Here is a 22,949-nt window from a genome sequence, read left to right on the forward strand (position 1 = left end):
CGCTGACCGAGGGGCCTGCTCCCGGGTTCGTACGCGGTGAGACCGGTGGCCGCCCCCGAGCTGCCGAGCCCGACGACGAGCCACCGATCGCCGGCCGGGTCAGCGCTCCATGCCCCGATTCAGCTCATGCAGCAGACGCGCGAGTTCGGACACCTCGCGGGGGTTCCAGTCCGCCAGCCGCCCCGCGTACCGCGCCCGTCGCGCGTTCCGTACCCGCCCCACCCGGGACCGCCCCTCCGCCGTGAGCTCGACGAGCCAGGCGCGGCCATCCGCGGGATCCGGGGCGCGGGTGACGAGGCCGAGGGTCTCCAGGGCGCGCAGCTGGCGGGACATGGTGGCCTTGCCCACGCCGATGTACGCGGCGAGTTCCGTGGCGCGCTGCTGACCGGACTCCTCGAGCCGCACCAGCAACCCGTACGCGGCGGATTCCAGGTCGGGGTGGACCTCGCGGGCCATCTCGCCCTGGTTGGCGCGGGCACGCCGCAGGAGCACGGTCAACTCGCGTTCCAACGCCAGGAATTCGGGCTGGTCGAGACCAGTCCTGGACCCGTCGGACCCGTCTCCGTGTCCGTCGCCGTTCCCGTCTTCGCGCACGTCAGTCCCTGCCTCGGTTTTCCCGGTCCTGAAAGTTTCTGCCAAATTGCGCCGTCACCGCAGCTCGGTAAGTATTTCGCAGGGCTGGACCAACGGCAGCAACCGGTCCCTCTTCCCACCCGCTCGTCGACGCGCGTAGCTTCTCGACCAGGCGTTGACTGGCATGCCCACGCCATACACCCCCGGCCGGGTGTTCCCCCACCGAGCATCACCGAGCCCTTCGGAGGCACGCCATGCCCGTGCACAGACCCGGATCCCCCCGCCCGCGCCACCTGTTCCTCGCCGGCGTCCTCGCAGCCGTGTACGCGCTGCTGCCCATAGCCCCGGCGTCGGCCGCCGAGTCGCCCGACGCCACAGCCACGCCGACCCGCGGCACCGCCCGCATGGGCATGGGCGTCGTCGCCCACGACGGACAGGGCGGTCTGCCCGCCCGCACCCGCGCCGCCCAGACCGAGGGCGTCGACGTGGCCAGCTACCAGGGCAACGTCGCCTGGACGACCCTCTGGAACAGCGGGGTCCGGTGGGCCTACACCAAGGGGAGCGAGGGGACGTACTACACGAACCCCTACTTCTCCCAGCAGTACAGCGGCTCCTACGGCGTCGGCATGATCCGCGGTGCGTACCACTTCGCGACCCCGGACACCACGACCGGCGCAACGCAGGCCAACTATTTCGTCGACCACGGGGGCGGCTGGTCCGCCGACGGCAGGACCCTGCCCGGCACCCTCGACATCGAGTGGAACCCGTACGGCGACTCCTGCTACGGCAAGACCAAGAGCGCGATGGTGAGCTGGATCCGTGACTTCCTGAACCAGTACAAGACCCGCACCGGCCGCGACGCCGTCATCTACACCTCCACCAGCTGGTGGATCCAGTGCACCGGCAACTACGCGGGCTTCGCCGCCAACCCGCTGTGGATCGCCCGCTACGCCTCGACCGTGGGGACACTGCCGGCCGGGTGGAGCACCTACACGATGTGGCAGTACACCTCGTCCGGGCCGACGGTCGGCGACCACGACCGGTTCAACGGGGCGCTCGACAGGGTGCGGGCGCTCGCCAACGGCTGATCCCCTCCCCGGTACGGCGAAGGCCCGGGCCTCCCTCACGAGAACCCGGGCCTTCACCTCATCCGATGACGTCCGTCACGCCGCCATCGGAAGTCACGCCGCCACCGGAACCTCCGACGTCGCCCCGTTCACGGCCGGCGACAACGCCAGTTCCAGGACCTGGCGGACGTCCGTCACGGCGTGGACGTCGAGCTTGTCCAGCACCTCGGCGGGGACGTCGTCCAGGTCGGGCTCGTTGCGCTTGGGGATGATGACGGTCGTGACGCCCGCCCGGTGCGCGGCCAGCAGCTTCTGCTTCACGCCGCCGATGGGCAGCACGCGACCCGTCAGCGACACCTCGCCCGTCATGGCGACATCGGTCCTCACCAGCCGCCCGCTCAGCAGCGACGCCAGTGCCGTCGTCATCGTGACACCCGCGCTCGGGCCGTCCTTCGGCACCGCGCCCGCCGGGAAGTGGATGTGCACACCCCGGTCCTTCAGGTCGCCCACCGGCAGCTCCAGTTCGGCGCCGTGCGAGCGCAGGAAGCTCAACGCGATCTGCGCGCTCTCCTTCATCACGTCGCCCAGCTGGCCCGTCAGGGTCAGGCCCGCCGCACCCGTCTCCGGGTCCGCCAGGGACGCCTCCACGAAGAGCACGTCACCGCCCGCTCCCGTCACCGCCAGGCCCGTCGCCACACCCGGCACCGCGGTACGGCGCTCCGCCGGGTCCTGCGCCGACTCCGGCACGTGGTGCGGCCGCCCGATCAGGCCCCGCAGCTCCTCGTCCGTCACCGTGAACGGCAGCTTCCGCTCGCCCAGTTCGTGCTGGGCCGCGACCTTGCGCAGCAGCCGTGCGATGGACCGCTCCAGGGTGCGGACGCCCGCCTCGCGTGTGTACTCGCCGGCGAGCTTGCGCAGGGCGCTCTCGTCCAGGGTCACCTCGTCCTTGTCGAGGCCGGCCCGCTCCAGCTGGCGCGGGAGCAGGTGGTCACGGGCGATGACGACCTTCTCGTCCTCGGTGTAGCCGTCGAGGCGGACCAGCTCCATTCGGTCGAGCAGGGCCTCGGGGATCGCCTCCAGGACGTTGGCGGTGGCGAGGAACACCACGTCGCTCAGGTCCAGCTCCACCTCCAGGTAGTGGTCCCGGAAGGTGTGGTTCTGCGCGGGGTCGAGGACCTCCAGCAGAGCCGCCGCCGGGTCACCCCGGTAGTCGGAGCCCACCTTGTCGATCTCGTCGAGCAGCACCACCGGGTTCATGGACCCGGCCTCCTTGACGGCACGGACGATCCGGCCGGGCAGCGCGCCGACGTACGTACGCCGGTGACCGCGGATCTCGGCCTCGTCCCGCACACCGCCGAGGGCGACGCGGACGAACTTGCGGCCCATGGCGTGCGCGACGGACTCGCCCAGGGACGTCTTGCCGACGCCGGGCGGGCCGACCAGTGCCAGGACGGCGCCGCCGCGGCGGCCGCCCACCACACCCAGCCCCCGGTCGTTGCGCCGCTTGCGCACCGCGAGGTACTCGGTGATCCGTTCCTTCACGTCCTCCAGGCCCGCGTGCTCGGCGTCCAGGATCGCCTTGGCGCCCTGGATGTCGTAGGCGTCCTCGGTCCGTTCGTTCCACGGGAGTTCGAGGACCGTGTCCAGCCAGGTCCGGATCCACGATCCCTCGGGCGACTGATCGCTGGACCGCTCGAGCTTGTCGACCTCCTTGAGGGCCGCCTCGCGGACGTTCTCCGGCAGGTCGGCGGCCTCCACGCGGGCGCGGTAGTCGTCGGACTCCTCGCCGTCCTTCTCGCCGTTGAGGTCACGCAGTTCCTTGCGGACGGCCTCCATCTGGCGGCGGAGCAGGAACTCGCGCTGCTGCTTGTCGACGCCTTCCTGGACGTCCTTGGCGATGGTCTCGGCGACGTCCTGCTCGGCGAGGTGGTCGCGGAGCTGCTGGGTCGCGAGCTTGAGGCGGGCCACCGGGTCGGCGGTCTCCAGCAGCTCGACCTTCTGGTCGGTGGTCAGGAAGGGCGAGTAACCGGAGTTGTCGGCGAGCGCGGAGACGTCGTCGATGGCCTGGACACGGTCCACGACCTGCCAGGCGCCGCGCTTGCGCAGCCACGCGGTGGCGAGGGCCTTGTACTCCTTGACCAGTTCGGTGACATGACCCGGCAGCGGCTCGGGCGCGGTCTCGTCGATACGGGTGCCCTCGACCCAGAGGGCGGCACCCGGCCCCGTGGTCCCGGCACCGATGCGCACCCGTCCCCGGCCGCGGATCAGCGCGCCCGGGTCGCCGTCGGCCAGCCGGCCGACCTGCTCGACGGTGCCGAGGACGCCGGTACCGGGGTAGGCGCCGTCGATGCGTGGCACCAGCAGGACCTTGGGCTTGCCCGGCTCCGACCGGGCGGCGGCCTGGGCGGCCTCCACCGCGGCGCGTACGTCGGGGTCGTTCAGGTCGAGCGGGACCACCATGCCGGGCAGCACGACCTCGTCGTCGAGCGGCAGCACGGGCAGAGTGAGCGGTGTGGACGTCGAAGCCATGATCTCCCCTTCGGCACTCAAGTTGAGCTATGCCGACTCAATGCACGTGAGCCTTCGATTGTTCCCCTGGGCGCGTTCGCTGTGAGCGATCACGTCCGCCGGAATGCGTGACCAGCTAATGTAATAACCCCAGACGGCTTGTAATCATTACCGGAGGGGTGCCATGGACCGGACCGTGCGGGCATGGGTGGACGGATGGGTGCTCTCGCGCGGGGCGGCCCCGCCGGTGGTCGAGCCGTGGGGCTGCACGATCGACATGGGTGTGGACAGCCATGTCGCACGGCATGTGTTCGGCGCGATCGACGACGACGTCGAGGAGACGGCCGTGCGGAAGGTGGCCGGGGCGGTCACCGGCGCCGGTGTGTGGCTCAAGGTGTTCCGGGATCCTGCCGCGGTCGGCGGCTGGCTGGGCGAGGGCTGGTGGATCGACCCCGAGCCCGGCCACCTGATGACACTCCCCCTGACCACGGCGCCCGACGAGCCGACGGTCCCCGACGGCTACCGCCTGCGCACCTGGTCCCGCGGCGGCGTCACCCGCACCATGCTCGCCGCCCCCGACGGCTCCTGGGCGGCCCGCGGCCAGCTCGCCCCGACCGGCGCGACCGCGGTCGTCGACCAGATCGAGACCTCGCCGCGGCACCGCCGCAAGGGCCTCGGCACGGTCGTCATGCGCACCCTCCAGCGGGCCGCCTCGGAACAGGGCGCCGAGACCTGCGTCCTGGCGGGGACGCCCGCGGGGCGGGGGCTGTACGAGTCGCTGGGCTGGACGGTGACCGCACCCCTGACCAGCGCGAAGTTCACCGGCTGAGAGCGCCGCCCGAAAACCGGTTGCCTCCTGTGCCGGGCGCCGTACGGTCGTGCCGTGACCGACACCAAGATCTTCCTCGCCGCCTACGACGACCAGATGCGCGGTGCGCCGCCCACCCCGCCCGCCGGGGTGACGTACGAGAACGACGGCCCGCTGCTGCGGATCGTCGGGCAGTTCCGGGGGTTCGTGAGCGGGCCGCGCGAACTCGGCGTCGACGGGGACGCGCTGGACGGGCTCATCGTCCGGCAGCGGGACTACTTCGCGGCGCGCGGCGAGGCCGTGGAGTGGAAGACACGGGGCCACGACACCCCGGCCGACCTCACCGAACGGCTCAGCGCGGCCGGCTTCCTGCCGGAGGACCGGGAGACGGTGCTGATCGGACGCGCGGCCGACATGGCCGTACGCGAGCCCGTCCTGCCGGACGGCGTGACGCTGCGGCGGGTCACGGCGGACGCCGACATGCGCCGCATCGCCGCCATGGAGTCCACCGTGTGGGGCCAGGACTGGAGCTGGCTCGCCGACGACCTCATCGGCCGGGTCGCCACCGCCCCCGACGAGATCTCGATCCACGTCGCCGAGGCGGACGGCGAGGTGGTCTCCGCGGCCTGGCTGGCCTTCCGCGCGGGCACCGCGTTCGCGAGCCTGTGGGGCGGCTCCACGCTCGCCGAGTGGCGGGGACGAGGGATCTACCGCGCCCTGGTCGCCACCCGCGCCGCCCTCGCGACCGCGCGCGGCGTCACGTATCTCCACGTGGACGCCTCCGACGACAGCGCGCCCATCCTGCGCCGCCTCGGCTTCGAGGCGGTGACGACGACCACGCCGTACGTCTGGAACCCGCCCCGCACGGCCTGACGCGCGCTGCGATCGCCACAACACCGCAGGTCCGTCGTCATGAACCCGCAACGGCATTCACAGGAACCGCCTGCACACTGCAAGCTCGTTCACAGCTCGATTGAGCACTTATACGGGTTTTTACGGGGACTTGGGGACGCACATGGCCGAGGAGCAGCGGCGTGGGCCGGGACGGCGGGCGCTGATCGCGGGCGCCGCCGTCGCGGCCACGGGGGCGGCGATCCCCTTCGTCACCAAGGGCGCCGACGGCGACGGTGGCGCCAACTCCCCCGCCCCGAACGAGGTCCGTACGGCCGCCCCCGTCGCGAGCCGCGCCGCCTCCTCCCCCAGCACGATCGGGGACGCCCGCCCCAACATCCTCCTGGTCCTCACCGACGACCAGCCCAAGGAGACGGACTGGGCGCTCCCGCAGACCCTCGACTGGCTCGGCGGCAACGGCACCACCTTCGCCCGCGCACACGCCAACACCCCGCTGTGCGCCCCGTCCCGCGCCTCGATCATGTCGGGCCGGTACGCCCACAACCACGGTCTGCTCGACACCCGCCACCCGTACCACCTGGACCAGCGCACCACGGTCCAGCGACAGCTGCGCGAGGCCGGGTACCGCACGGGCCTGTTCGGCAAGTACCTCAACTACTGGCACACCGGCGACGCCCCGCCCCACTTCGACGAATGGCTGCTCCAGGAGCCGGTGCGGTATTACGACGGCCATTACAACGACAACGGCACCGTCCGGAACATCCGCGGGTACAACACCACCGTCATCAAGGACCGCACCCTCGAATTCATCGAGCGGTCCCGCTCCGACGACCGGCCGTGGTTCGCGTACGTCGCCACGCGCTCGGCGCACGAGGTGAACATCCCGGAGCGGAAGTACGCCCACACGCGCGTGCCCGAGTGGAAGGGCCGCCCGTCGGTCTTCGAGCCCAGCAAGGGCGACAAGCCGCACTTCCTGCGCGAGGCGCACCACACCTTCGCCCAGGGCAGAGCCCTGCGCGCCCGCCAGCTGCGCACCCTGCTCTCGGTGGACGACGCGATGCGCGACTTCCGCGACAAGCTGCGCGAGCTGGGCCAGTTGGAGAACACCCTGGTCCTGTTCACCAGCGACCACGGCCTCTGCTGGGGTGACCACGGCTGGCTGCGCAAGTCGGTGCCCTATCGCCCGAGTCTGGAAGTGCCGTTTCACCTGTCCTGGCCGGCCGGCGGCCTCGGCACGCCCCGCACCGACGACCGTCTCACCGGCCACGTCGACATCGCCCCGACCTTCCTGGACGCGGCCGGCATCACCCCGGACACCCCGCACGACGGCCACTCCCTGCTGGACGCCGGGAACGACCGCACCCACCTGCTGGCCGAGTGGTGGTGGAACCAGCAGGACAAGCAGCCGATCCACACCTGGGCGTCGTACATCGGCAGGTCGGAGCAGTACACGGAGTACTACCGCACCCGCCTCGCCGCCGACGGCCGTCCGCGCGGCACCGGCACGGTCCTCTTCCGCGAGTACTACGACCTGCGCGCCGACCCCTACCAGCTCAGGAACCGCCTGCACGGAGCGGGCCCGGAGGACGAACAGCGGCTCGGGGTACCGGGGTTGGCGAGGGGACTGGCGGCGGCTCGAAAGGCCTAGACGGAGACGTGTCCGGGGGACCGGACAGAGCGTCGGCCGGGGGTCTTCGCCCAGCGCCGGACCGCCGGCCAGGTCGCCACCCCGATCGCCAGCGCCATCAGATGCCCCCACTCGGTCATCGGGTCCGTGAAGGCGAACAGGTCCTGGACCAGCATCCCCCCGTACAACCCCAGCAACGGCCACCGCAGCCACGGCGGGAGCAGCCCCGCCAGCGCGCCCGTGCCCGCGGCGACGCCGAAGCTGATGCCGTAGTCGAGGCGGTGCAGAGAGCTGTCGGGGAGGTGGCCGACCAGGACGGCGAGGCCCACCGGGAGTTCGGTGGCCAACGTCGCCAGAACGTGACCCAGCAGAAAAACACCTGCCGTCCGCACACCGCCGATCCGCCGCTCCAGCGCGGTCATGACCAGCAGGAAGCCGAGCACGTACGGCGACGCGATCCCGCCCGCGATCCACAGGGCGCTGGCCGTCAGGACGAGCACGGGCGTGCGCACGAGATGGGCCACGTCGGTGCTGGAGCCCTGGAGCAGGGAGTGGACGAGGGACGGGTCGGCGTACTCCGTGACGAGCGAGGTGAGCGCCAGGACGGCGGCGTAACCGAAGGTGAACGGCGTCCCGGTGGGGGTGGGCAGGAGCCGCCAGGGGCGAATCCTCAAGCGGGCCTTGGGGAGCTCGGCGGTCCTGGAGACCTCGGCGGCATCCGCGACCGAAGCCGGTCCGCGCTGAGCGGGCACCCCGTCCAGCAGTCCGGAGACGTCGGGAAAGCAGGCGTCCGGCGGAGAGAGCACCCTGTCCGCAGACTTCGCAGCCCGTTCCATCGTGAGGCGCTCCTTCCGTTTCACCCAGCCTTCGCGCTCTCCTACCCTCCTGTCTGTGACCGGCGCCACGCGGCCCCCGATTCACAGGCACTTCTCAAGAACCGTCCGGCATCACCCTGGCGGGCGGGCCCCGGGCAAATCCCTGTGCCTCCCCCACCGAACTGCCAGGATGGGCGGATGCCCATCTCGTACGACATCCCCGAGGTCCTGGACCGTCGTGAGGGTCCGCACGGCGAGGTCGTGCTGCGCCGGCACGGTGAGCTGCTCCAGATCATCGCCAACGGGTGTTTTCTGATGGACACCTCCGACGGGCGCTCGGAGCGGCTGCTGATGGACATGGCGCTCGACGCGCTGGACAGGCGGCCCGAGCCGGGTGTGCTGATCGGCGGGCTCGGGGTCGGGTTCTCGCTCGCACACGCGGCCGCGGATCCACGCTGGGGCCGGATCACGGTCGCGGAGCGCGAAACGGCCATCATCGACTGGCACCGGCACGGCCCGCTGTCCGCGCTCTCGGCGCCGGCACTCGCCGATCCACGGACCGAGATTCTGGAAATGGATCTTGTCACTTATGTGAATGAGACATCGGACACGTATGACGCGCTGTGCCTGGACATCGACAACGGGCCCGACTGGACCGTCACCGAGGGCAACGACGGGCTGTACTCGGCGAACGGACTGGCCAGCTGCGCAAGGGTGTTGAGGCCCGGTGGGGTGCTGGCCGTATGGTCGGCGCAGCCTTCGCCGGAATTCGAAGGATCCCTACGGAATGCCGGGTTCCGGCGGGTGCGTACCGAAGAGGTCCCGGTTGCCCGGGGCGTTCCGGACGTCGTGCACCTCGGGGTCCGACCTGGATAGCCGAGGCGTGGTGACTCCCCGTACTCTGCTTCCCTGGCGCAGATCATTCAAGCGTCAATCGCAAGCATGCGCAGGCATAAGCCAGTAAGCGGGATCACCCCACTGATTCCGGAAAGCAACCCTTGGGGCGGGCGATGGAGCAGACACACACCTCCCACAACGGCACGGCTACGGCCACTCCTGGCGCGCAGCGCCGGGTGCTGGTGGTCGAGGACGACCCGACGATCGTGGAGGCCATCGCGACCCGCCTGCGTGCCGAGGGATTCCTCGTGCAAACCGCGGGCGACGGTCCGGCGGCGGTCGACACGGCCGAGGCCTGGCAGCCCGATCTGCTGATCCTCGACATCATGCTGCCCGGCTTCGACGGTCTGGAGGTCTGCCGTCGCGTGCAGGCCGCCCGGCCGGTGCCGGTGCTGATGCTGACCGCGCGCGACGACGAGACCGACATGCTGGTCGGACTCGGGGTCGGCGCCGACGACTACATGACCAAGCCGTTCTCCATGCGGGAGCTGGCCGCACGCGTGCATGTACTGCTGCGCCGGGTGGAGCGGGCCGCACTGGCCGCCGCGACACCCAGAAGCGGCATCCTGCGCCTGGGCGAGCTGGAGATCGACCACGCGCAGCGCCGGGTGCGGGTCCGGAGTGAGGACGTTCACCTCACGCCGACCGAGTTCGACCTCCTGGTCTGCCTGGCGAACACCCCGCGCGCGGTCCTCTCCCGTGAGCAGCTGCTCGCCGAGGTGTGGGACTGGGCGGACGCCTCCGGCACCCGCACGGTCGACAGCCACATCAAGGCGCTGCGCCGGAAGATCGGAGCCGAGCGGATCCGCACGGTGCACGGCGTGGGCTACGCCCTGGAGACGCCGACGCCATGAGCGGCGGTCCGGCCGGACGGAGAGGTCCCTGGGAGCCCTGGGGCGGCGTGCGCCCGTTCTCGATCAAGACCAAGCTGGGTGCGCTCGTCGTCACCTCGGTCCTGATCACGACGGGCCTGTCGATGATCGCGGTCCGCACCAAGACGGAGCTGCGCTTCATCACGGTGTTCTCGATGATCGCCACACTGCTCATTACGCAGTTCGTGGCGCATTCGCTCACGGCTCCCCTGGACGAGATGAACGCGGTCGCGCGGTCCATCTCGCACGGCGACTACACGCGCCGGGTGCGGGAGAACCGCCGGGACGAGCTGGGCGACCTCGCCGAGACCATCAACCGGATGGCCGACGACCTGGAGGCCCAGGAACAGCAGCGCAAGGAGCTCGTGGCGAATGTCTCCCATGAGCTGCGCACCCCCATCGCGGGGCTGCGGGCGGTGCTGGAGAACATCGTGGACGGGGTCTCGCCCGCGGACCCCGAGACGATGCGTACGGCGCTGAAACAGACGGAACGGCTAGGCCGGCTGGTCGAGACGCTCCTTGACCTCTCCCGTCTCGACAACGGCGTCGTACCGCTGAAGACGCGTCGTTTCGAGGTGTGGCCGTATCTGTCGGGCGTGCTGAAGGAGGCCAACATGGTCGCCTCGGCGCGCGCGGGCATCGCTTCCGGATCGGGCAGTCACACGCGTACGGACGTCCATCTGCACTTGGACGTGACTCCGCCGGAGCTGACCGCGAACGCGGACCCGGAGCGGATCCACCAGGTCGTGGCCAACCTGATCGACAACGCGGTCAAGCACAGCCCGCCGCACGGGCGCGTGACGGTGAAGGCCCGGCGCGGGCCGCTGGCGGACTCCCTGGAGCTGGAGGTCCTCGACGAGGGCCCCGGCATCCCCCGCTCGGAGTGGCATCGCGTCTTCGAGCGGTTCAACCGGGGGGCCGTGAACCGGCCGCACGGTCCGGGCAGCGACGGCGGTACGGGGCTCGGTCTGGCGATCGCCCGCTGGGCGGTGGATCTGCACGGCGGCCGGATCGGAGTGGCCGAATCCGAGCGGGGTTGCCGGATCCTTGTCACCCTTCCAGGACTTCCATCTCTGCCAAGTTGACGTAAAGTTCGAACCGGAGCCACAAGATCCATGTGCGTCCGCGCTGACGGACACGTGTGATCGGCCACAGGCCCGCGCCATCGGCGTCCGGGGCCCTGCGCAGCCCTTCCCATCTGAAGCGGAACCACGCTTGTTTCCCGCCATTTCTGGCCCCGAAACACACTTTCCGATGTGACTTACACGACGATGACCTTGCCCGGCCTGAACTTCCCGGCCATGGGGGCGTAGCCTTTATTCCCGCTGTCCATCACCTTGTGAAGCGGAAGAGGGCGGTTGCCGCCGTGTCGTCACAGTCCCCCAGTAACTCGAGCATCTCGACCGACACCGACCAAGCGGGGAAGAACCCTGCTGCTGCGTTCGGTCCCAATGAGTGGCTCGTCGACGAGATCTATCAGCAGTACCTCCAGGACCCGAACTCGGTAGACCGAGCCTGGTGGGACTTCTTCGCCGACTACAAGCCGGGCGCCGCTGCCGCCCCGGCTGCGGCCCCTGCTGCCACGCCGGCCCAGGCCGCGCCCGCCGCCCCGGCCGCTCCCGCGGCTCCTGCGGTGCCCGCGCCGGCTCCCGCCGCGCCTGCGGCTGCGCAGCCCGCGGCCGCCGCTCCGGCGCCCGCGAAGGCCGCCGCCCCGGCTCCGGCTCCGGCCGCTGCGAAGCCCGCCGCGGCCAAGCCGCAGGCCGAGCCCGCCGCCGCGTCCTCGGACGGCCCGGAGCTGGTCACGCTGCGCGGCCCCGCCGCCGCCGTCGCGAAGAACATGAACGCCTCGATCGAGGTGCCCACGGCCACGTCCGTGCGCGCGGTCCCGGTGAAGCTGCTCTTCGACAACCGCATCGTCATCAACAACCACCTGAAGCGCGCCCGGGGCGGGAAGATCTCCTTCACCCACCTCATCGGCTACGCGATGGTGCAGGCCATCAAGGCCATGCCGTCGATGAACTACTCCTTCGCGGAGAAGGACGGCAAGCCGACCCTGGTCAAGCCGGCGCACGTCAACTTCGGCCTGGCCATCGACCTGGTGAAGCCCAACGGCGACCGTCAGCTGGTCGTCGCGGGTATCAAGAAGGCCGAGACGCTGAACTTCTTCGAGTTCTGGCAGGCCTACGAGGACATCGTCCGCCGCGCCCGTGACGGCAAGCTGACGATGGACGACTTCACCGGTGTCACGGTCTCCCTGACCAACCCCGGCGGTCTCGGCACCGTCCACTCGGTGCCGCGTCTGATGCCCGGACAGTCGGTCATCATGGGCGTCGGCTCCATGGACTACCCGGCGGAGTTCCAGGGCACCTCCCAGGACACCCTGAACAAGCTCGGCATCGCGAAGGTCATGACGCTCACGTCGACCTACGACCACCGGGTCATCCAGGGCGCCGCCTCCGGCGAGTTCCTGCGCATCGTCGCGAACTACCTCCTCGGCGAGGGCGGCTTCTACGACGAGATCTTCGAGGCGCTGCGGATCCCCTACGAGCCGGTCCGCTGGCTCAAGGACATCGACGCCTCGCACGACGACGACGTCACCAAGGCCGCCCGGGTCTTCGAGCTGATCCACTCCTACCGGGTCCGCGGCCACGTCATGGCCGACACCGACCCGCTGGAGTACCGCCAGCGCAAGCACCCCGACCTGGACATCACCGAGCACGGCCTCACCCTGTGGGACCTGGAGCGCGAGTTCGCGGTCGGCGGTTTCGCGGGCAAGTCCCTGATGAAGCTGCGCGACATCCTCGGCGTGCTGCGCGACTCGTACTGCCGCACCACCGGCGTCGAGTTCATGCACATCCAGGACCCCAAGCAGCGCAAGTGGATCCAGGACCGCATCGAGCGCGCGCACTCCAAGCCGGAGCGCGAGGAGCAGCTGCGCATCCTGCGCCGGCTGAACGCGGCGGAGGCCTTCGAGACCTTCCTGCAGACGAAGTACGTCGGCCAGAAGCGCTTCTCCCTGGAGGGCGGCGAGTCCGTCATCCCGCTCCTGGACGCGGTCATCGACAGCGCGGCCGAGTCGCGCCTGGACGAGGTCGTCATCGGCATGGCCCACCGCGGCCGGCTGAACGTCCTGGCGAACATCGTCGGCAAGTCGTACGCCCAGATCTTCCGCGAGTTCGAGGGCAACCTCGACCCGAAGTCGATGCACGGCTCCGGCGACGTGAAGTACCACCTGGGCGCCCAGGGCACCTTCACCGGCCTGGACGGCGAGCAGATCACCGTCTCGCTGGCCGCGAACCCGTCCCACCTGGAGACGGTCGACCCGGTCATCGAGGGCATCGCCCGCGCCAAGCAGGACATCATCAACAAGGGCGGCACGGACTTCACGGTCCTGCCGGTCGCCCTGCACGGTGACGCGGCCTTCGCGGGCCAGGGCGTGGTGGCCGAGACCCTCAACATGTCGCAGCTGCGCGGCTACCGCACCGGCGGCACGGTCCACATCGTCATCAACAACCAGGTCGGCTTCACGGCGGCTCCCGAGTCGTCGCGTTCCTCGATGTACGCCACCGACGTGGCCCGCATGATCGAGGCGCCGATCTTCCACGTGAACGGCGACGACCCCGAGGCCGTCGTCCGCGTGGCCCGGCTGGCCTTCGAGTTCCGTCAGGCGTTCAACAAGGACGTCGTGATCGACCTCATCTGCTACCGCCGCCGCGGTCACAACGAGTCGGACAACCCGGCCTTCACCCAGCCCCTGATGTACGACCTGATCGACAAGAAGCGCTCGGTGCGCAAGCTCTACACCGAGTCCCTCATCGGTCGCGGCGACATCACCCTGGAAGAGGCCGAGCAGGCGCTCCAGGACTACCAGGGCCAGCTGGAGAAGGTCTTCACCGAGGTCCGCGAGGCCATCACGGCCCAGCCGGCCGCGGGACCGATCTCGGACCCGCAGGCGGACTTCCCGGTCGCCGTGAACACCGCGATCACCTCGGAGACCGTGAAGCGGATCGCCGAGTCCCAGGTCAACATCCCCGACACCTTCCACGTCCACCCGCGTCTGCTGCCTCAGCTGCAGCGCCGGGCGACGATGGTCGAGGACGGCACGATCGACTGGGGCATGGGCGAGACGCTGGCCGTCGGCTCCCTCCTGCTGGAGGGCACCCCGGTCCGTCTCTCCGGCCAGGACTCCCAGCGCGGCACCTTCGGCCAGCGCCACGCGGTCCTCATCAACCGTGAGACGGGCGAGGAGCACACCCCGCTCCAGTACCTCGCCGAGGACCAGGCGCGCTACAACGTCTACAACTCCCTGCTGTCCGAGTACGCGGTCATGGGCTTCGAGTACGGCTACTCGCTGGCCCGCCCCGACGCGCTCGTGATGTGGGAGGCGCAGTTCGGCGACTTCGTCAACGGCGCTCAGACGGTGGTCGACGAGTACATCTCGGCGGCGGAGCAGAAGTGGGGCCAGACGAGCGGTGTGACGCTGCTCCTCCCCCACGGCTACGAGGGCCAGGGCCCGGACCACTCCTCGGCCCGTGTCGAGCGGTTCCTCCAGCTCTGCGCCCAGAACAACATGACGGTCGCGATGCCGACCCTGCCGTCGAACTACTTCCACCTCCTGCGGTGGCAGGTGCACAACCCGCACCACAAGCCGCTGGTGGTCTTCACCCCGAAGTCGATGCTGCGCCTGAAGGCCGCCGCGTCGAAGACGGAGGAGTTCACATCGGGTCAGTTCCGCCCGGTCATCGGCGACTCGACGGTGCCGGACCCGGCCGCGGTGCGCAAGGTCGTCTTCGTGACGGGCAAGCTGTACTACGACCTGGATGCCGAGCGCACCAAGCAGGGCAACACGGACACGGCGATCATCCGTATCGAGCGCCTGTACCCGCTGCCCGGCGCCGAGGTCCAGGCGGAGATCGCCAAGTACCCGAACGCCGAGAAGTACCTGTGGGCCCAGGAGGAGCCGGCGAACCAGGGCGCATGGCCCTTCATCGCCCTCAACCTGATCGACCACCTCGACCTGGCGGTCGGCGCGGACGTCCCGCACGGCGAGCGCCTGCGGCGCATCTCGCGTCCGCACGGCTCGTCGCCGGCGGTGGGTTCGGCCAAGCGTCACCAGGCCGAGCAGGAGCAGCTGGTGCGTGAGGTGTTCGAGGCGTAGGTCTCGCAACAGTTGGTCAATTGATCGCAGAAGGGCCCGACCCCGTCCGGGGGCCGGGCCCTTCCCGCTACGGGGGTGTGTTCGTGGGCAAGCGCCACATACGGAAGATGCTGCGCCGGATGGGCAGCGGTGAGCCCGTCCAGGCCACCACTGGCCTGGGGACCACCAAGGGGCTCGCTCGACTCGCCTTCTACGCCGAGCAGTTCGGGTACGAGTACGCGAGTACTTGTCAACTCGACAAGAAGTACGTGATCCGGATCGTGCCCGCCCACGGCCCCGCCGCCCGCGCGCGGGCGGCGGAGAACTGGGTGAGATACCCGGGCGCCGCCCAGGGAGGCGCCCTGCCGCCGCTGGATGACGACGCGGTGGCGGTCTTGAACGCGCGGATCAGCTTCGAGCTGGCCACCCGCTTCACCGAGAAGCAGATGTTCGGGATCACCGCGCTCGGCTTCACCGGGCTGGCCATCGGCCCCGGGATCAAGCTCGGCCTGATCGTCGGCGGTGTCGTCTGGGCCGCGCTGATGGCCCTCGTCCCGCTCCTGCTCGTCGCCAACCGGCGCTACCGGGCCAAGAACGCCGCCCGGCTGGAGGGCGCCGGGTTCACCGCGGTGACCGACCCGGACGGGCGGCCGCGGTATCTGCCGCCTGCCGCCGACCGGCTGGACTGACTACTCGTCGTCCTCGTCGTCGTCCAGCCGCGCCAGCCACGTGGCCAGCCGCTCCACCGGCACCTCGAAGTCCGGGTTGAGATCGACGAACGTCCGCAGCTGCTCGGCGAGCCACTCGAAGGTGACCTCCTCCTGGCCGCGCCGCTTCTCCAGTTCTTCGATGCCACGGTCGGTGAAGTACAACTCTCGCTCCTGATACGGACGGGCACTGCCCTGGGACCTACTCCCCTCAGGGTATGCCGTACGTCAGTCGCGGGGACGGGCCAGGTCGTACGCCAGCCCCAGCGCCCCGTGCGCCAGCAGCAGGGCGCCCGCCGTGATCCAGCCGCCGCTGCGGCGGCGCAGCCCGAAGACCGTGAGCGGAACGCCCGCGGCCACCTGGGCGAGGGCGAGAACGCGGGCCCTGGGGGTGCCCGCCCAGGGGAGCCAGGGGCCCAGGCGGCCGCTCTCGACGACGTCGAGCTCCGCGCGGACCGCGTCCCGCCAGCCCGACCACTCGACCGGGCGGGCGTCCGGCCGGACGCGGGCGACCTCGCGGAGGCGGTCGGCGGGTTCGCCGGGGGTGAGGCCGGTGGGGAGGGTCAGGCCCGCGCGGGTGAGGACGGCGAGCAGGCCGCGGAGGCGGGCGCGGGCGTCGGCTGCCGGGTCCGGTTCCATGAGGGCGTCCAGGGACTGCACGTCCAGGACCGGGTCCAGGCCCAGGCGGGTGGCGAAGGTGCGCATGGCCTCGTCCTCGCCGGCCGGGGTGCCGTTGGCGAGCCAGACGTAGCCGACGGGCCGGCGGAAACCGGAGGCGAGGGTGTAGCCGCTGCGGTCGGCGTCCCACCACAGGGCGAGGACGGGCCAGGGGGCGCCGACGGCCAGTGCCGTGGCCCAGCCGGTGAGTACACGGTCGACCGGTTCGCCGCCCTGCTGCCAGGGCTTGCCCTCGGGGACGAGGACGCTCCACTGCGCGCCCGCGCTGGTGAGCAGCATGCGCTCGCGCAGCAGCTGGGCGGCTGAAGCGACGGACTCGGGGTCCGCGCGGCAGAGCAGCAGCGCGCCCGGGGCGGGACCGGTACGAGGGGCACCGGGGCGAGGGGCTTCCGTCGGCGACATGCTCACACGCTAGGCGGATTCATATGGTTTGGGCATTTTTGGGCCGCGAACATCCCCAGAACGGGTGTCTTGACTTTCCGTGTCCGCGATATATCGTGAATAGCGGAAGACGCGATATGGCGTGTGCGGTGTCACGGGGAGGTCTGCACCATGTCCGAGTGGTCCGTATCGGAGCCCAGGAAGCTCACGTTCGACGAACCGGTGAGCCAGCTCCATGTGCGCATCGTCAACGGAACGGTGAACGTCGTGGGCACGGACGAAGGTTCCGCCCGTCTGGAGGTCTCCGAGCTGGAGGGACCGCCCCTGGCGGTGACCCAGGAGGGCGGCACCCTCACGGTGGCCTACGACGATCTGCCCTGGAAGGGCTTCCTCAAGTGGCTGGACCGCAAGGGCTGGCGGCGCCGTGCCGTCGTCTCGCTGGCCGTGCCGGCCGACACCCGGGTCGAGGTGGGCGTGGTGGGCGCCGCGGCCGTGGTCTCGGGGATCGACGGACGCGCGGAGGTCAAGGGGGTCACCGGTGACACCACGCTCGTGGGACTCACCGGTCCGGTCCGCGCCGACACCGTCTCGGGCAACCTGGAGGCCCAGGCCCTCCGCGGAGACCTCCGCTTCAACTCCGTCTCCGGGGACCTGACCGTGGTCGAGGCGGGCTCCTCGGTCAAGGCGGACTCGGTGAGCGGTTCGATGATCGTCGACCTCGATCCGACGAGCCGCCCGACCGACATCAACCTGACGAGCGTCTCCGGCGAGATCGCCATCCGGCTCCCCCACCCGGCGGACGCGGAGGTGGAGGCGAACACCGCGAGCGGAAAGGTCTCCAACGCCTTCGAGGACCTGCGGGTCGGCGGCCAGTGGGGCGCCAAGCGGATCACCGGCCGGCTGGGCGCGGGCAACGGCAGCCTCAAGGCGACCACCGTCTCGGGCTCGATCGCCCTGCTGCGTCGACCGCCGGCCGAGGACGTGCCGTGGGACGTGGACCCGGCGGACCTGGGCCCGGTGCCCGAGGAAGCGGGCACCGGCCCGGTGGCCGATCCGCAGAGCGACTCGGGGGACAATTCCGTTTCCGGCCCGGGTGAGGGCGCCGACGCCGCGGACGCGGCCGACGCCGACGACACCCCGGCCGACGGCACGACCGACAAGAAGGTGCTCTGACATGCCTCCCGTCTTCGCCCACGGCCGCCTCCGCCTCTACCTGCTGAAGCTGCTCGACGAGGCCCCCCGCCACGGCTACGAGGTGATCCGGTTGCTGGAGGAGCGGTTCCAGGGGCTGTACGCACCCTCGGCCGGCACCGTCTACCCCCGCCTCGCCAAGCTGGAGGCCGAGGGCCTGGTCACCCACACCACCGAGGGCGGCCGCAAGGTGTACTCCATCACGGACGCGGGCCGCGCCGAACTGGCCGACCGCAGCGGTGAGCTGGCCGATCTGGAGCTGGAGATCCGGGAGTCGGTCGCCGAGCTCGCCGCCGAGATCCGGGCCGATGTGCGCGGTGCGGCGGGCGACCTGCGGCGCGAGATGCGGGCGGCCGCCTCGCAGGCCCGCGGCGGCGCCGAACAAGACGGCTCCCCGGGGGAGTTCGGGGAGCACACCGACAACGAGTCGTGGCGCGCGGCCAAGGAGGAGATGCGCCGCGTCAAGCAGGAGTGGAAGGAGCAGGCCCGGCGCGCCAAGGACGAGAGCCGGCGGGCCCGCGAGGAGGCCCAGCGGGCCCGGCGTCAGGCCAAGGAGGCGCAGGAGCACGCTCGGGTCCAGGCTCAGGAGGAGGTGCAGCGCATCGCACGGCGGGTCCAGGAGCAGGTGCAGGACCACTTCGCGCGGGGCGACTGGCCGACGGGGGTGCGCGAGGGGCTGACCGAACTGGCCAAGGAGTTCGGCGAGTTCGGGCGGGACTACGGCAGGGAGTTCGGCAAGGACTTCGGGTTCGGGCACGGGCACGCGGAGAAGAGCGCGGCGAAGTCGGCGCCGGGCGCGCCCGAGTACTCGCAGACCCCCGAGGACTTCCCCGCCGACTACGAACCGTCCTGGGCCCATGAGGACGGCACCGGGGACTCGGCCCGTGACCTGGACCGCCTCCTCGACCGCTTCCGGGACGACATCCGCGACGCGGCCCGGGACCACGGCGTCACCTCGGACCAGCTCCGCGACACCCGTCGGCACCTGTCGACGGCGGCGGCGCACATCGGGGCGCTGCTGCGGACACCGAAGGCCTGAGTCTCCTCAGCCCCACGTCAGGGCCCGGCGCCGACCAACCACCCCGGGCCCACACCGCCCCCCTCAGCCCGCCTTCGCCTCCCCGTCGCCGTAGAGGACGCGGACCAGCGACTCGTGGGTCACCCCGTGGTCGGCGAGCACCTCGCCCGGTACGCCGGGGCGGACCGTGAGGGACAGGAGGATGTGTTCGTCGCCGACATGCCGGTCACGGCGGGCGACGGCGGTGCGCAGGGCGCCTTCCAGGACGTCCTTGGCGCCGCGGCTGAAGGACCGGCGGCCCGCCCACCAGCCCTTGTCCTTGCGGTCGCCGGACATCGCCCCGACGCCGTGCACCTCCTCGACGCGGGCGACGATCTCCGCGACGTCGATGCCGAGTCCGGCGAGGGCGTCGGTCTCGGCCTGGGAGAGGCCTGCACGTCGGCGGGTGTCGCCCAGAGCCTGCCGTACCGACTCCTTCCGTTCCTCCGCGAGCCCGAGCGAGGCCAGCGCGAAGGACGCGCGGCTCGCCTCCCGGTCGAGCAGCGCGAGCAGGATGTGCTCGGTGTCGACGGTGTACGTGCCCGTCCGTTCGGCATGCCCGACCGCCGTCTGGACCACGGCGCGGGCGTCCTTCGTGAACCGCTCGAACATCAATGCCTCCCGTACTTCTTGTGCACGGCCTGCCTGCTCACACCGAGTTCGGCGGCGATCTCCTGCCACGACCAGCCCTGGTTGCGCGCGCTGCGCACCTGCACCGACTCCAGCTGTTCGAGGAGCCGACGCAGGGCGGCGACGGCCCGCAGGCCGACCCGTGGATCGCGGTCGCCCGCACGCTCGGCGAGATCCGTTGCTTCGGTCATGCCGTCAACTTACGTTGACGCAAGCCGCATGTCAACCAAAGTTGACACTCCGGGCGCGGGAAAGGCGGGCCCGGCACCCCGGACCCGCCTCAGGCCACATCACGTCACATCAGGAATGCGTGAGCACGATCTTCCCGAACTGCTCGCCCGACGCCAGCCGTTCGAAGCCCTCCCGGGCCCGGTCCAGCGGAAGCACCTCGTCGATCACCGGACGCACCCCGGTTGCCGCGCAGAAGGACAGCAGATCCTCCAGCTCGTCCTTGGTGCCCATGGTCGAGCCCACGACCTTGAGCTCCAGGAAGAAGATCCGGGTGAGTTCGGCGTGCGAGGGCCGGTCGCCGCTCGTCGCACCGGAGATGACCAGCGTGCCGCCCGGCCGCAGGGACTTCACCGAGTGGGACCAGGTGGCAGCGCCGACGGTCTCGATGACGGCGTCCACCCGCTGCGGCAGCCGCGCCCCCGACTCCAGCGCCTCCACGGCGCCCAGCTCGATCGCCCGCTTGCGCTTGGCCTCGTCCCGGCTGGTGGCGAAGACCCGCAGACCGGCGGCCTTGCCGAGCACGATCGCGGCCGTGGCGACACCACCGCCGGCCCCCTGGACGAGGACGGAGTCCCCGGGGCGTACGCCCGCGTTGGTGAAGAGCATCCGGTACGCCGTCAGCCACGCCGTGGGCAGACAGGCGGCCTCGGCGAAGGAGAGCTCCTTGGGCTTGGGCAGGACGTTCCAGGTCGGTACGGCGACCTGCTCGGCGAAGGTGCCCTGGTAGTGCTCAGTGAGGATGGAGCGGGGCTCCCTGGGGCCGACGCCGTGTCCGGTCTGGCCGATCACGGAGTGCAGGACGACCTCGTTGCCGTCCTCGTCGACACCGGCGGCGTCACAGCCGAGGATCATCGGCAACTTGTCCTCGGACAGGCCGACGCCCTTGAGGGACCAGAGGTCGTGGTGGTTGAGGGAGGCGGCCCTGACGTCGATCACGCTCCAGCCGGCTCGGGCCTCGGGGGCCGGACGCTCCCCCAACTCGAGTCCGGAGAGCGGCTGGTCACGGTCGATGCGGGCGGCATAGGCGGCGAACATGACCTTGACGATAGGGTCCACCGGCGACGCGGGGAACCGTGAAGCCATGTGACACACACCCTCTTGCGCGACAGACTCAGCCGGCGTTTGAGGAGCGGGGTCGAAGGGGCGGCCGCCCCTGGAGGATGGGACGGGTAGGGGTGGCGGGGGCGGAGAACCACCCGCCCGGCCCTCTGCCCGGGTAAAAAAGCGACCCCGCCCGGCGAACCGGACGGGGCCACCCACAGCTACCAGCCTCAGCGGCGGGCAACGCCTTCCGCACGGGCCGCGGCCGCGACAGCCGCGGTGACGGCCGGAGCCACCCGCTCGTCGAACGGCGACGGGATCACGTAGTCCGCCGCGAGGTCGTCACCGACGACCGCCGCCAACGCCTCCGCCGCCGCGATCTTCATGCCCTCGGTGATACGGGAGGCCCGCACCTGGAGCGCACCGGCGAAGATGCCCGGGAACGCGAGGACGTTGTTGATCTGGTTCGGGAAGTCGGAGCGGCCCGTGGCCACGACCGCCGCGTACTTGTGCGCGACGTCCGGGTGCACCTCGGGGTTCGGGTTGGCCATGGCGAAGACGAACGCGCCCTCTGCCATCGACGCCACCGCCTCCTCTGCCACCGTGCCGCCGGAGACGCCGATGAAGACGTCGGCACCCTCCAGAGCGGCCTCCAGGGACCCGGCGATGCCGGCCTTGTTGGTGAAACCGGCGAGCTCCCGCTTGACCGGGGTCAGATCGTCCCGGTCGGCCGACACCACGCCCTTGCGGTCGGCGACGGCGACGTCCCCGATCCCGGCGTCGACGAGGATCTTCGCGATGGCGACACCGGCCGCACCGGCGCCCGAGATGACCGCACGGAGCTCACCGACCCCGCGCCCGGTCAGCCGCGCGGCGTTCCGCAGGGCGGCGAGGGTCACGACGGCCGTGCCGTGCTGATCGTCGTGGAAGATCGGGATGTCGAGGGCTTCCTGGAGGCGCTTCTCGATCTCGAAGCACCGGGGCGCCGAGATGTCCTCCAGGTTCACGCCGCCGAAGGACGGCGCGAGCCGGACCACGGTCTCGACGATCTCGTCGACGTCCGTGCAGGCCAGCGCGATCGGCACCGCGTCGACGCCACCGAACTGCTTGAAGAGGATGGCCTTGCCTTCCATGACCGGAAGGGAGGCCTCGGGCCCGATGTCACCGAGTCCGAGCACGGCCGTGCCGTCCGTGACGACGGCGACGACGGAGGACTTCCACGTGTAGTCGTGGACGAGGTCGGGCTGCTCGGCGATGGCGCTGCACACCTTCGCCACGCCGGGCGTGTACGCGAGGGACAGGTCGTCCTTGTCGCGGATCGGCACGGTGGCCTGCACAGCCATCTTGCCGCCGCGATGCAGCGCGAACGCGGGATCGAAGGAATCGAGGGGCTCCGCCCCGTCCTGGCCCGTACCGCTGTCGCTGCGAGGATTGACGATCTCCGCTGCCACTTGTTCTACCCCTTAGATATTCATGGTTTGAGGGTGGCCACTCCTGGTTGAGAAGTGGGCGGGCACCGCGTACGACCCTGTCGGTGATGCGTATGGGCCGTGCGCGACGGGCGCGCCGCACACGCGCCCTGAGCCCCGGATGAGGGGTGTAAAGAACCTTCTTACCGGACGGACGGCACCCGCGACGAGTCCATAAGTGCAAGGTCACATGGCGGACCTTGTGGGCCACGGACCGGTGACATGAATCATGGTCAAATATGAGGACTCGTCCTCGATTGCCTCTTGACAAGGACTTGAACAGCGGGCCCGGACGTCAAGGCCACGCTCGCATCCTGAGATGCGCAGAAGATCCTCCGGCCGGAAGGACGGATTCCCGCAGAAGGTGCGGCCGTGATGTCCGACCTGATGCGGTTCGGGGGTCACCCG

20 protein-coding genes are annotated in these 22,949 nt (G+C 70.7%); 11 read left to right on the plus strand and 9 right to left on the minus strand.

Annotated features, from left to right (window positions below; translation table 11 throughout):
- Positions 1–99 precede the first annotated feature (99 nt).
- Positions 100–594, minus strand: a complete 495-nt coding sequence (locus ACWD3I_RS21205) for a MarR family winged helix-turn-helix transcriptional regulator (RefSeq protein ID WP_365392928.1) — start codon at positions 592–594, stop codon at positions 100–102.
- A 233-nt stretch (positions 595–827) separates the two neighbouring features.
- On the opposite strand from ACWD3I_RS21205, the gene ACWD3I_RS21210 reads away from it, so the two are divergent.
- Positions 828–1,661 carry a lysozyme gene (locus tag ACWD3I_RS21210; protein WP_365392925.1) on the plus strand — a complete coding sequence of 278 codons (834 nt, stop codon included), beginning with the start codon at positions 828–830 and terminating at the stop codon, positions 1,659–1,661.
- 93 nt (positions 1,662–1,754) lie between these two features.
- On the opposite strand, the gene lon is transcribed toward ACWD3I_RS21210, so the two are convergent.
- On the minus strand, positions 1,755–4,169 hold the full coding sequence (gene lon, locus ACWD3I_RS21215) for an endopeptidase La (RefSeq protein WP_365392922.1): 2,415 nt from the start codon (positions 4,167–4,169) through the stop codon (positions 1,755–1,757).
- 163 nt (positions 4,170–4,332) lie between these two features.
- Here lon and ACWD3I_RS21220 point away from each other — a divergent pair, with 163 nt between their 5' ends.
- The 3 genes from ACWD3I_RS21220 to ACWD3I_RS21230 all read left to right on the plus strand — a co-directional run bounded on the left by ACWD3I_RS21220 (position 4,333) and on the right by ACWD3I_RS21230 (position 7,456).
- Positions 4,333–4,977 carry a GNAT family N-acetyltransferase gene (locus tag ACWD3I_RS21220; RefSeq protein WP_365392920.1) on the plus strand — a complete coding sequence of 215 codons (645 nt, stop codon included), beginning with the start codon at positions 4,333–4,335 and terminating at the stop codon, positions 4,975–4,977.
- A 96-nt stretch (positions 4,978–5,073) separates the two neighbouring features.
- Positions 5,074–5,829, plus strand: coding sequence for a GNAT family N-acetyltransferase (locus ACWD3I_RS21225; protein WP_365393234.1), 756 nt, complete (start codon positions 5,074–5,076; stop codon positions 5,827–5,829).
- Positions 5,830–5,971: 142 nt separating this feature from the next.
- Complete coding sequence (locus ACWD3I_RS21230) at positions 5,972–7,456, plus strand: sulfatase family protein (RefSeq protein ID WP_365392917.1); 1,485 nt, start codon at positions 5,972–5,974, stop codon at positions 7,454–7,456.
- On the opposite strand, the gene ACWD3I_RS21235 is transcribed toward ACWD3I_RS21230, so the two are convergent.
- Positions 7,453–8,271, minus strand: a complete 819-nt coding sequence (locus ACWD3I_RS21235; RefSeq protein ID WP_365392914.1) for a rhomboid-like protein — start codon at positions 8,269–8,271, stop codon at positions 7,453–7,455. The genes ACWD3I_RS21230 and ACWD3I_RS21235 overlap by 4 nt on opposite strands.
- A gap of 177 nt (positions 8,272–8,448) precedes the next feature.
- Between ACWD3I_RS21235 and ACWD3I_RS21240 the strand changes: the two genes are divergently transcribed.
- The 5 genes from ACWD3I_RS21240 (at position 8,449) to ACWD3I_RS21260 (ending at position 15,845) form a co-directional block, all read left to right on the plus strand.
- A complete protein-coding gene (locus tag ACWD3I_RS21240; protein WP_365392911.1) occupies positions 8,449–9,126 on the plus strand; it encodes a spermidine synthase family protein in 678 nt (225 codons plus the stop codon).
- 134 nt (positions 9,127–9,260) lie between these two features.
- Positions 9,261–10,001 (plus strand): response regulator transcription factor, encoded by a 741-nt coding sequence (locus ACWD3I_RS21245; protein ID WP_046261291.1) that lies wholly within the window; start codon positions 9,261–9,263, stop codon positions 9,999–10,001.
- On the plus strand, positions 9,998–11,104 hold the full coding sequence (locus ACWD3I_RS21250; RefSeq protein WP_365392908.1) for a HAMP domain-containing sensor histidine kinase: 1,107 nt from the start codon (positions 9,998–10,000) through the stop codon (positions 11,102–11,104). Before ACWD3I_RS21245 ends, ACWD3I_RS21250 begins: the two co-directional genes overlap by 4 nt.
- A 281-nt stretch (positions 11,105–11,385) precedes the next feature.
- Positions 11,386–15,177: a multifunctional oxoglutarate decarboxylase/oxoglutarate dehydrogenase thiamine pyrophosphate-binding subunit/dihydrolipoyllysine-residue succinyltransferase subunit gene (locus tag ACWD3I_RS21255; RefSeq protein ID WP_365392905.1), complete on the plus strand. Its 3,792-nt coding sequence runs from the start codon at positions 11,386–11,388 to the stop codon at positions 15,175–15,177.
- A 20-nt stretch (positions 15,178–15,197) separates the two neighbouring features.
- On the plus strand, positions 15,198–15,845 hold the full coding sequence (locus ACWD3I_RS21260) for a hypothetical protein (protein WP_365392902.1): 648 nt from the start codon (positions 15,198–15,200) through the stop codon (positions 15,843–15,845).
- On the opposite strand, the gene ACWD3I_RS21265 is transcribed toward ACWD3I_RS21260, so the two are convergent.
- Positions 15,846–16,028, minus strand: coding sequence for a DUF6104 family protein (locus tag ACWD3I_RS21265; protein ID WP_046261288.1), 183 nt, complete (start codon positions 16,026–16,028; stop codon positions 15,846–15,848).
- 63 nt (positions 16,029–16,091) lie between these two features.
- Positions 16,092–16,943 carry a hypothetical protein gene (locus ACWD3I_RS21270; RefSeq protein ID WP_365392898.1) on the minus strand — a complete coding sequence of 284 codons (852 nt, stop codon included), beginning with the start codon at positions 16,941–16,943 and terminating at the stop codon, positions 16,092–16,094.
- A gap of 150 nt (positions 16,944–17,093) precedes the next feature.
- Between ACWD3I_RS21270 and ACWD3I_RS21275 the strand changes: the two genes are divergently transcribed.
- The gene (locus ACWD3I_RS21275) at positions 17,094–18,095 is read left to right on the plus strand and encodes a DUF4097 family beta strand repeat-containing protein (protein WP_365392895.1); all 1,002 of its coding nucleotides are present in this window, start codon (positions 17,094–17,096) and stop codon (positions 18,093–18,095) included.
- Between the two features lies 1 nt (position 18,096).
- On the plus strand, positions 18,097–19,152 hold the full coding sequence (locus tag ACWD3I_RS21280; RefSeq protein ID WP_365392892.1) for a PadR family transcriptional regulator: 1,056 nt from the start codon (positions 18,097–18,099) through the stop codon (positions 19,150–19,152).
- 63 nt (positions 19,153–19,215) lie between these two features.
- On the opposite strand, the gene ACWD3I_RS21285 is transcribed toward ACWD3I_RS21280, so the two are convergent.
- From ACWD3I_RS21285 to ACWD3I_RS21300, 4 genes are all read right to left on the minus strand, one after another.
- Positions 19,216–19,782: a Clp protease N-terminal domain-containing protein gene (locus ACWD3I_RS21285; RefSeq protein WP_365392890.1), complete on the minus strand. Its 567-nt coding sequence runs from the start codon at positions 19,780–19,782 to the stop codon at positions 19,216–19,218.
- Complete coding sequence (locus tag ACWD3I_RS21290) at positions 19,782–19,991, minus strand: helix-turn-helix domain-containing protein (protein WP_007384656.1); 210 nt, start codon at positions 19,989–19,991, stop codon at positions 19,782–19,784. Before ACWD3I_RS21290 ends, ACWD3I_RS21285 begins: the two co-directional genes overlap by 1 nt.
- 109 nt (positions 19,992–20,100) lie before the next feature.
- A complete protein-coding gene (locus ACWD3I_RS21295; RefSeq protein ID WP_365392887.1) occupies positions 20,101–21,066 on the minus strand; it encodes a zinc-binding dehydrogenase in 966 nt (321 codons plus the stop codon).
- A gap of 236 nt (positions 21,067–21,302) precedes the next feature.
- A complete protein-coding gene (locus tag ACWD3I_RS21300; RefSeq protein WP_365392884.1) occupies positions 21,303–22,523 on the minus strand; it encodes an NAD(P)-dependent malic enzyme in 1,221 nt (406 codons plus the stop codon).
- Between the last annotated feature and the right edge of the window lie 426 nt (positions 22,524–22,949).

The sequence above is a fragment of the Streptomyces sp. NPDC002817 genome, assembly GCF_053592055.1.

Bases quoted from the DNA above. Each gene is read 5' to 3' on its own strand.
- ACWD3I_RS21210 (WP_365392925.1), top strand. From the start codon at position 828: ATGCCCGTGCACAGACCCGGATCCCCCCGCCCGCGCCACCTGTTCCTC.
- lon (WP_365392922.1), bottom strand. From the start codon at position 4,169: ATGGCTTCGACGTCCACACCGCTCACTCTGCCCGTGCTGCCGCTCGAC.
- ACWD3I_RS21220 (WP_365392920.1), top strand. From the start codon at position 4,333: ATGGACCGGACCGTGCGGGCATGGGTGGACGGATGGGTGCTCTCGCGC.
- ACWD3I_RS21225 (WP_365393234.1), top strand. From the start codon at position 5,074: ATGCGCGGTGCGCCGCCCACCCCGCCCGCCGGGGTGACGTACGAGAAC.
- ACWD3I_RS21230 (WP_365392917.1), top strand. From the start codon at position 5,972: ATGGCCGAGGAGCAGCGGCGTGGGCCGGGACGGCGGGCGCTGATCGCG.
- ACWD3I_RS21235 (WP_365392914.1), bottom strand. From the start codon at position 8,271: ATGGAACGGGCTGCGAAGTCTGCGGACAGGGTGCTCTCTCCGCCGGAC.
- ACWD3I_RS21240 (WP_365392911.1), top strand. From the start codon at position 8,449: ATGCCCATCTCGTACGACATCCCCGAGGTCCTGGACCGTCGTGAGGGT.
- ACWD3I_RS21245 (WP_046261291.1), top strand. From the start codon at position 9,261: ATGGAGCAGACACACACCTCCCACAACGGCACGGCTACGGCCACTCCT.
- ACWD3I_RS21250 (WP_365392908.1), top strand. From the start codon at position 9,998: ATGAGCGGCGGTCCGGCCGGACGGAGAGGTCCCTGGGAGCCCTGGGGC.
- ACWD3I_RS21270 (WP_365392898.1), bottom strand. From the start codon at position 16,943: ATGTCGCCGACGGAAGCCCCTCGCCCCGGTGCCCCTCGTACCGGTCCC.
- ACWD3I_RS21275 (WP_365392895.1), top strand. From the start codon at position 17,094: ATGTCCGAGTGGTCCGTATCGGAGCCCAGGAAGCTCACGTTCGACGAA.
- ACWD3I_RS21280 (WP_365392892.1), top strand. From the start codon at position 18,097: ATGCCTCCCGTCTTCGCCCACGGCCGCCTCCGCCTCTACCTGCTGAAG.
- ACWD3I_RS21285 (WP_365392890.1), bottom strand. From the start codon at position 19,782: ATGTTCGAGCGGTTCACGAAGGACGCCCGCGCCGTGGTCCAGACGGCG.
- ACWD3I_RS21290 (WP_007384656.1), bottom strand. From the start codon at position 19,991: ATGACCGAAGCAACGGATCTCGCCGAGCGTGCGGGCGACCGCGATCCA.
- ACWD3I_RS21295 (WP_365392887.1), bottom strand. From the start codon at position 21,066: ATGTTCGCCGCCTATGCCGCCCGCATCGACCGTGACCAGCCGCTCTCC.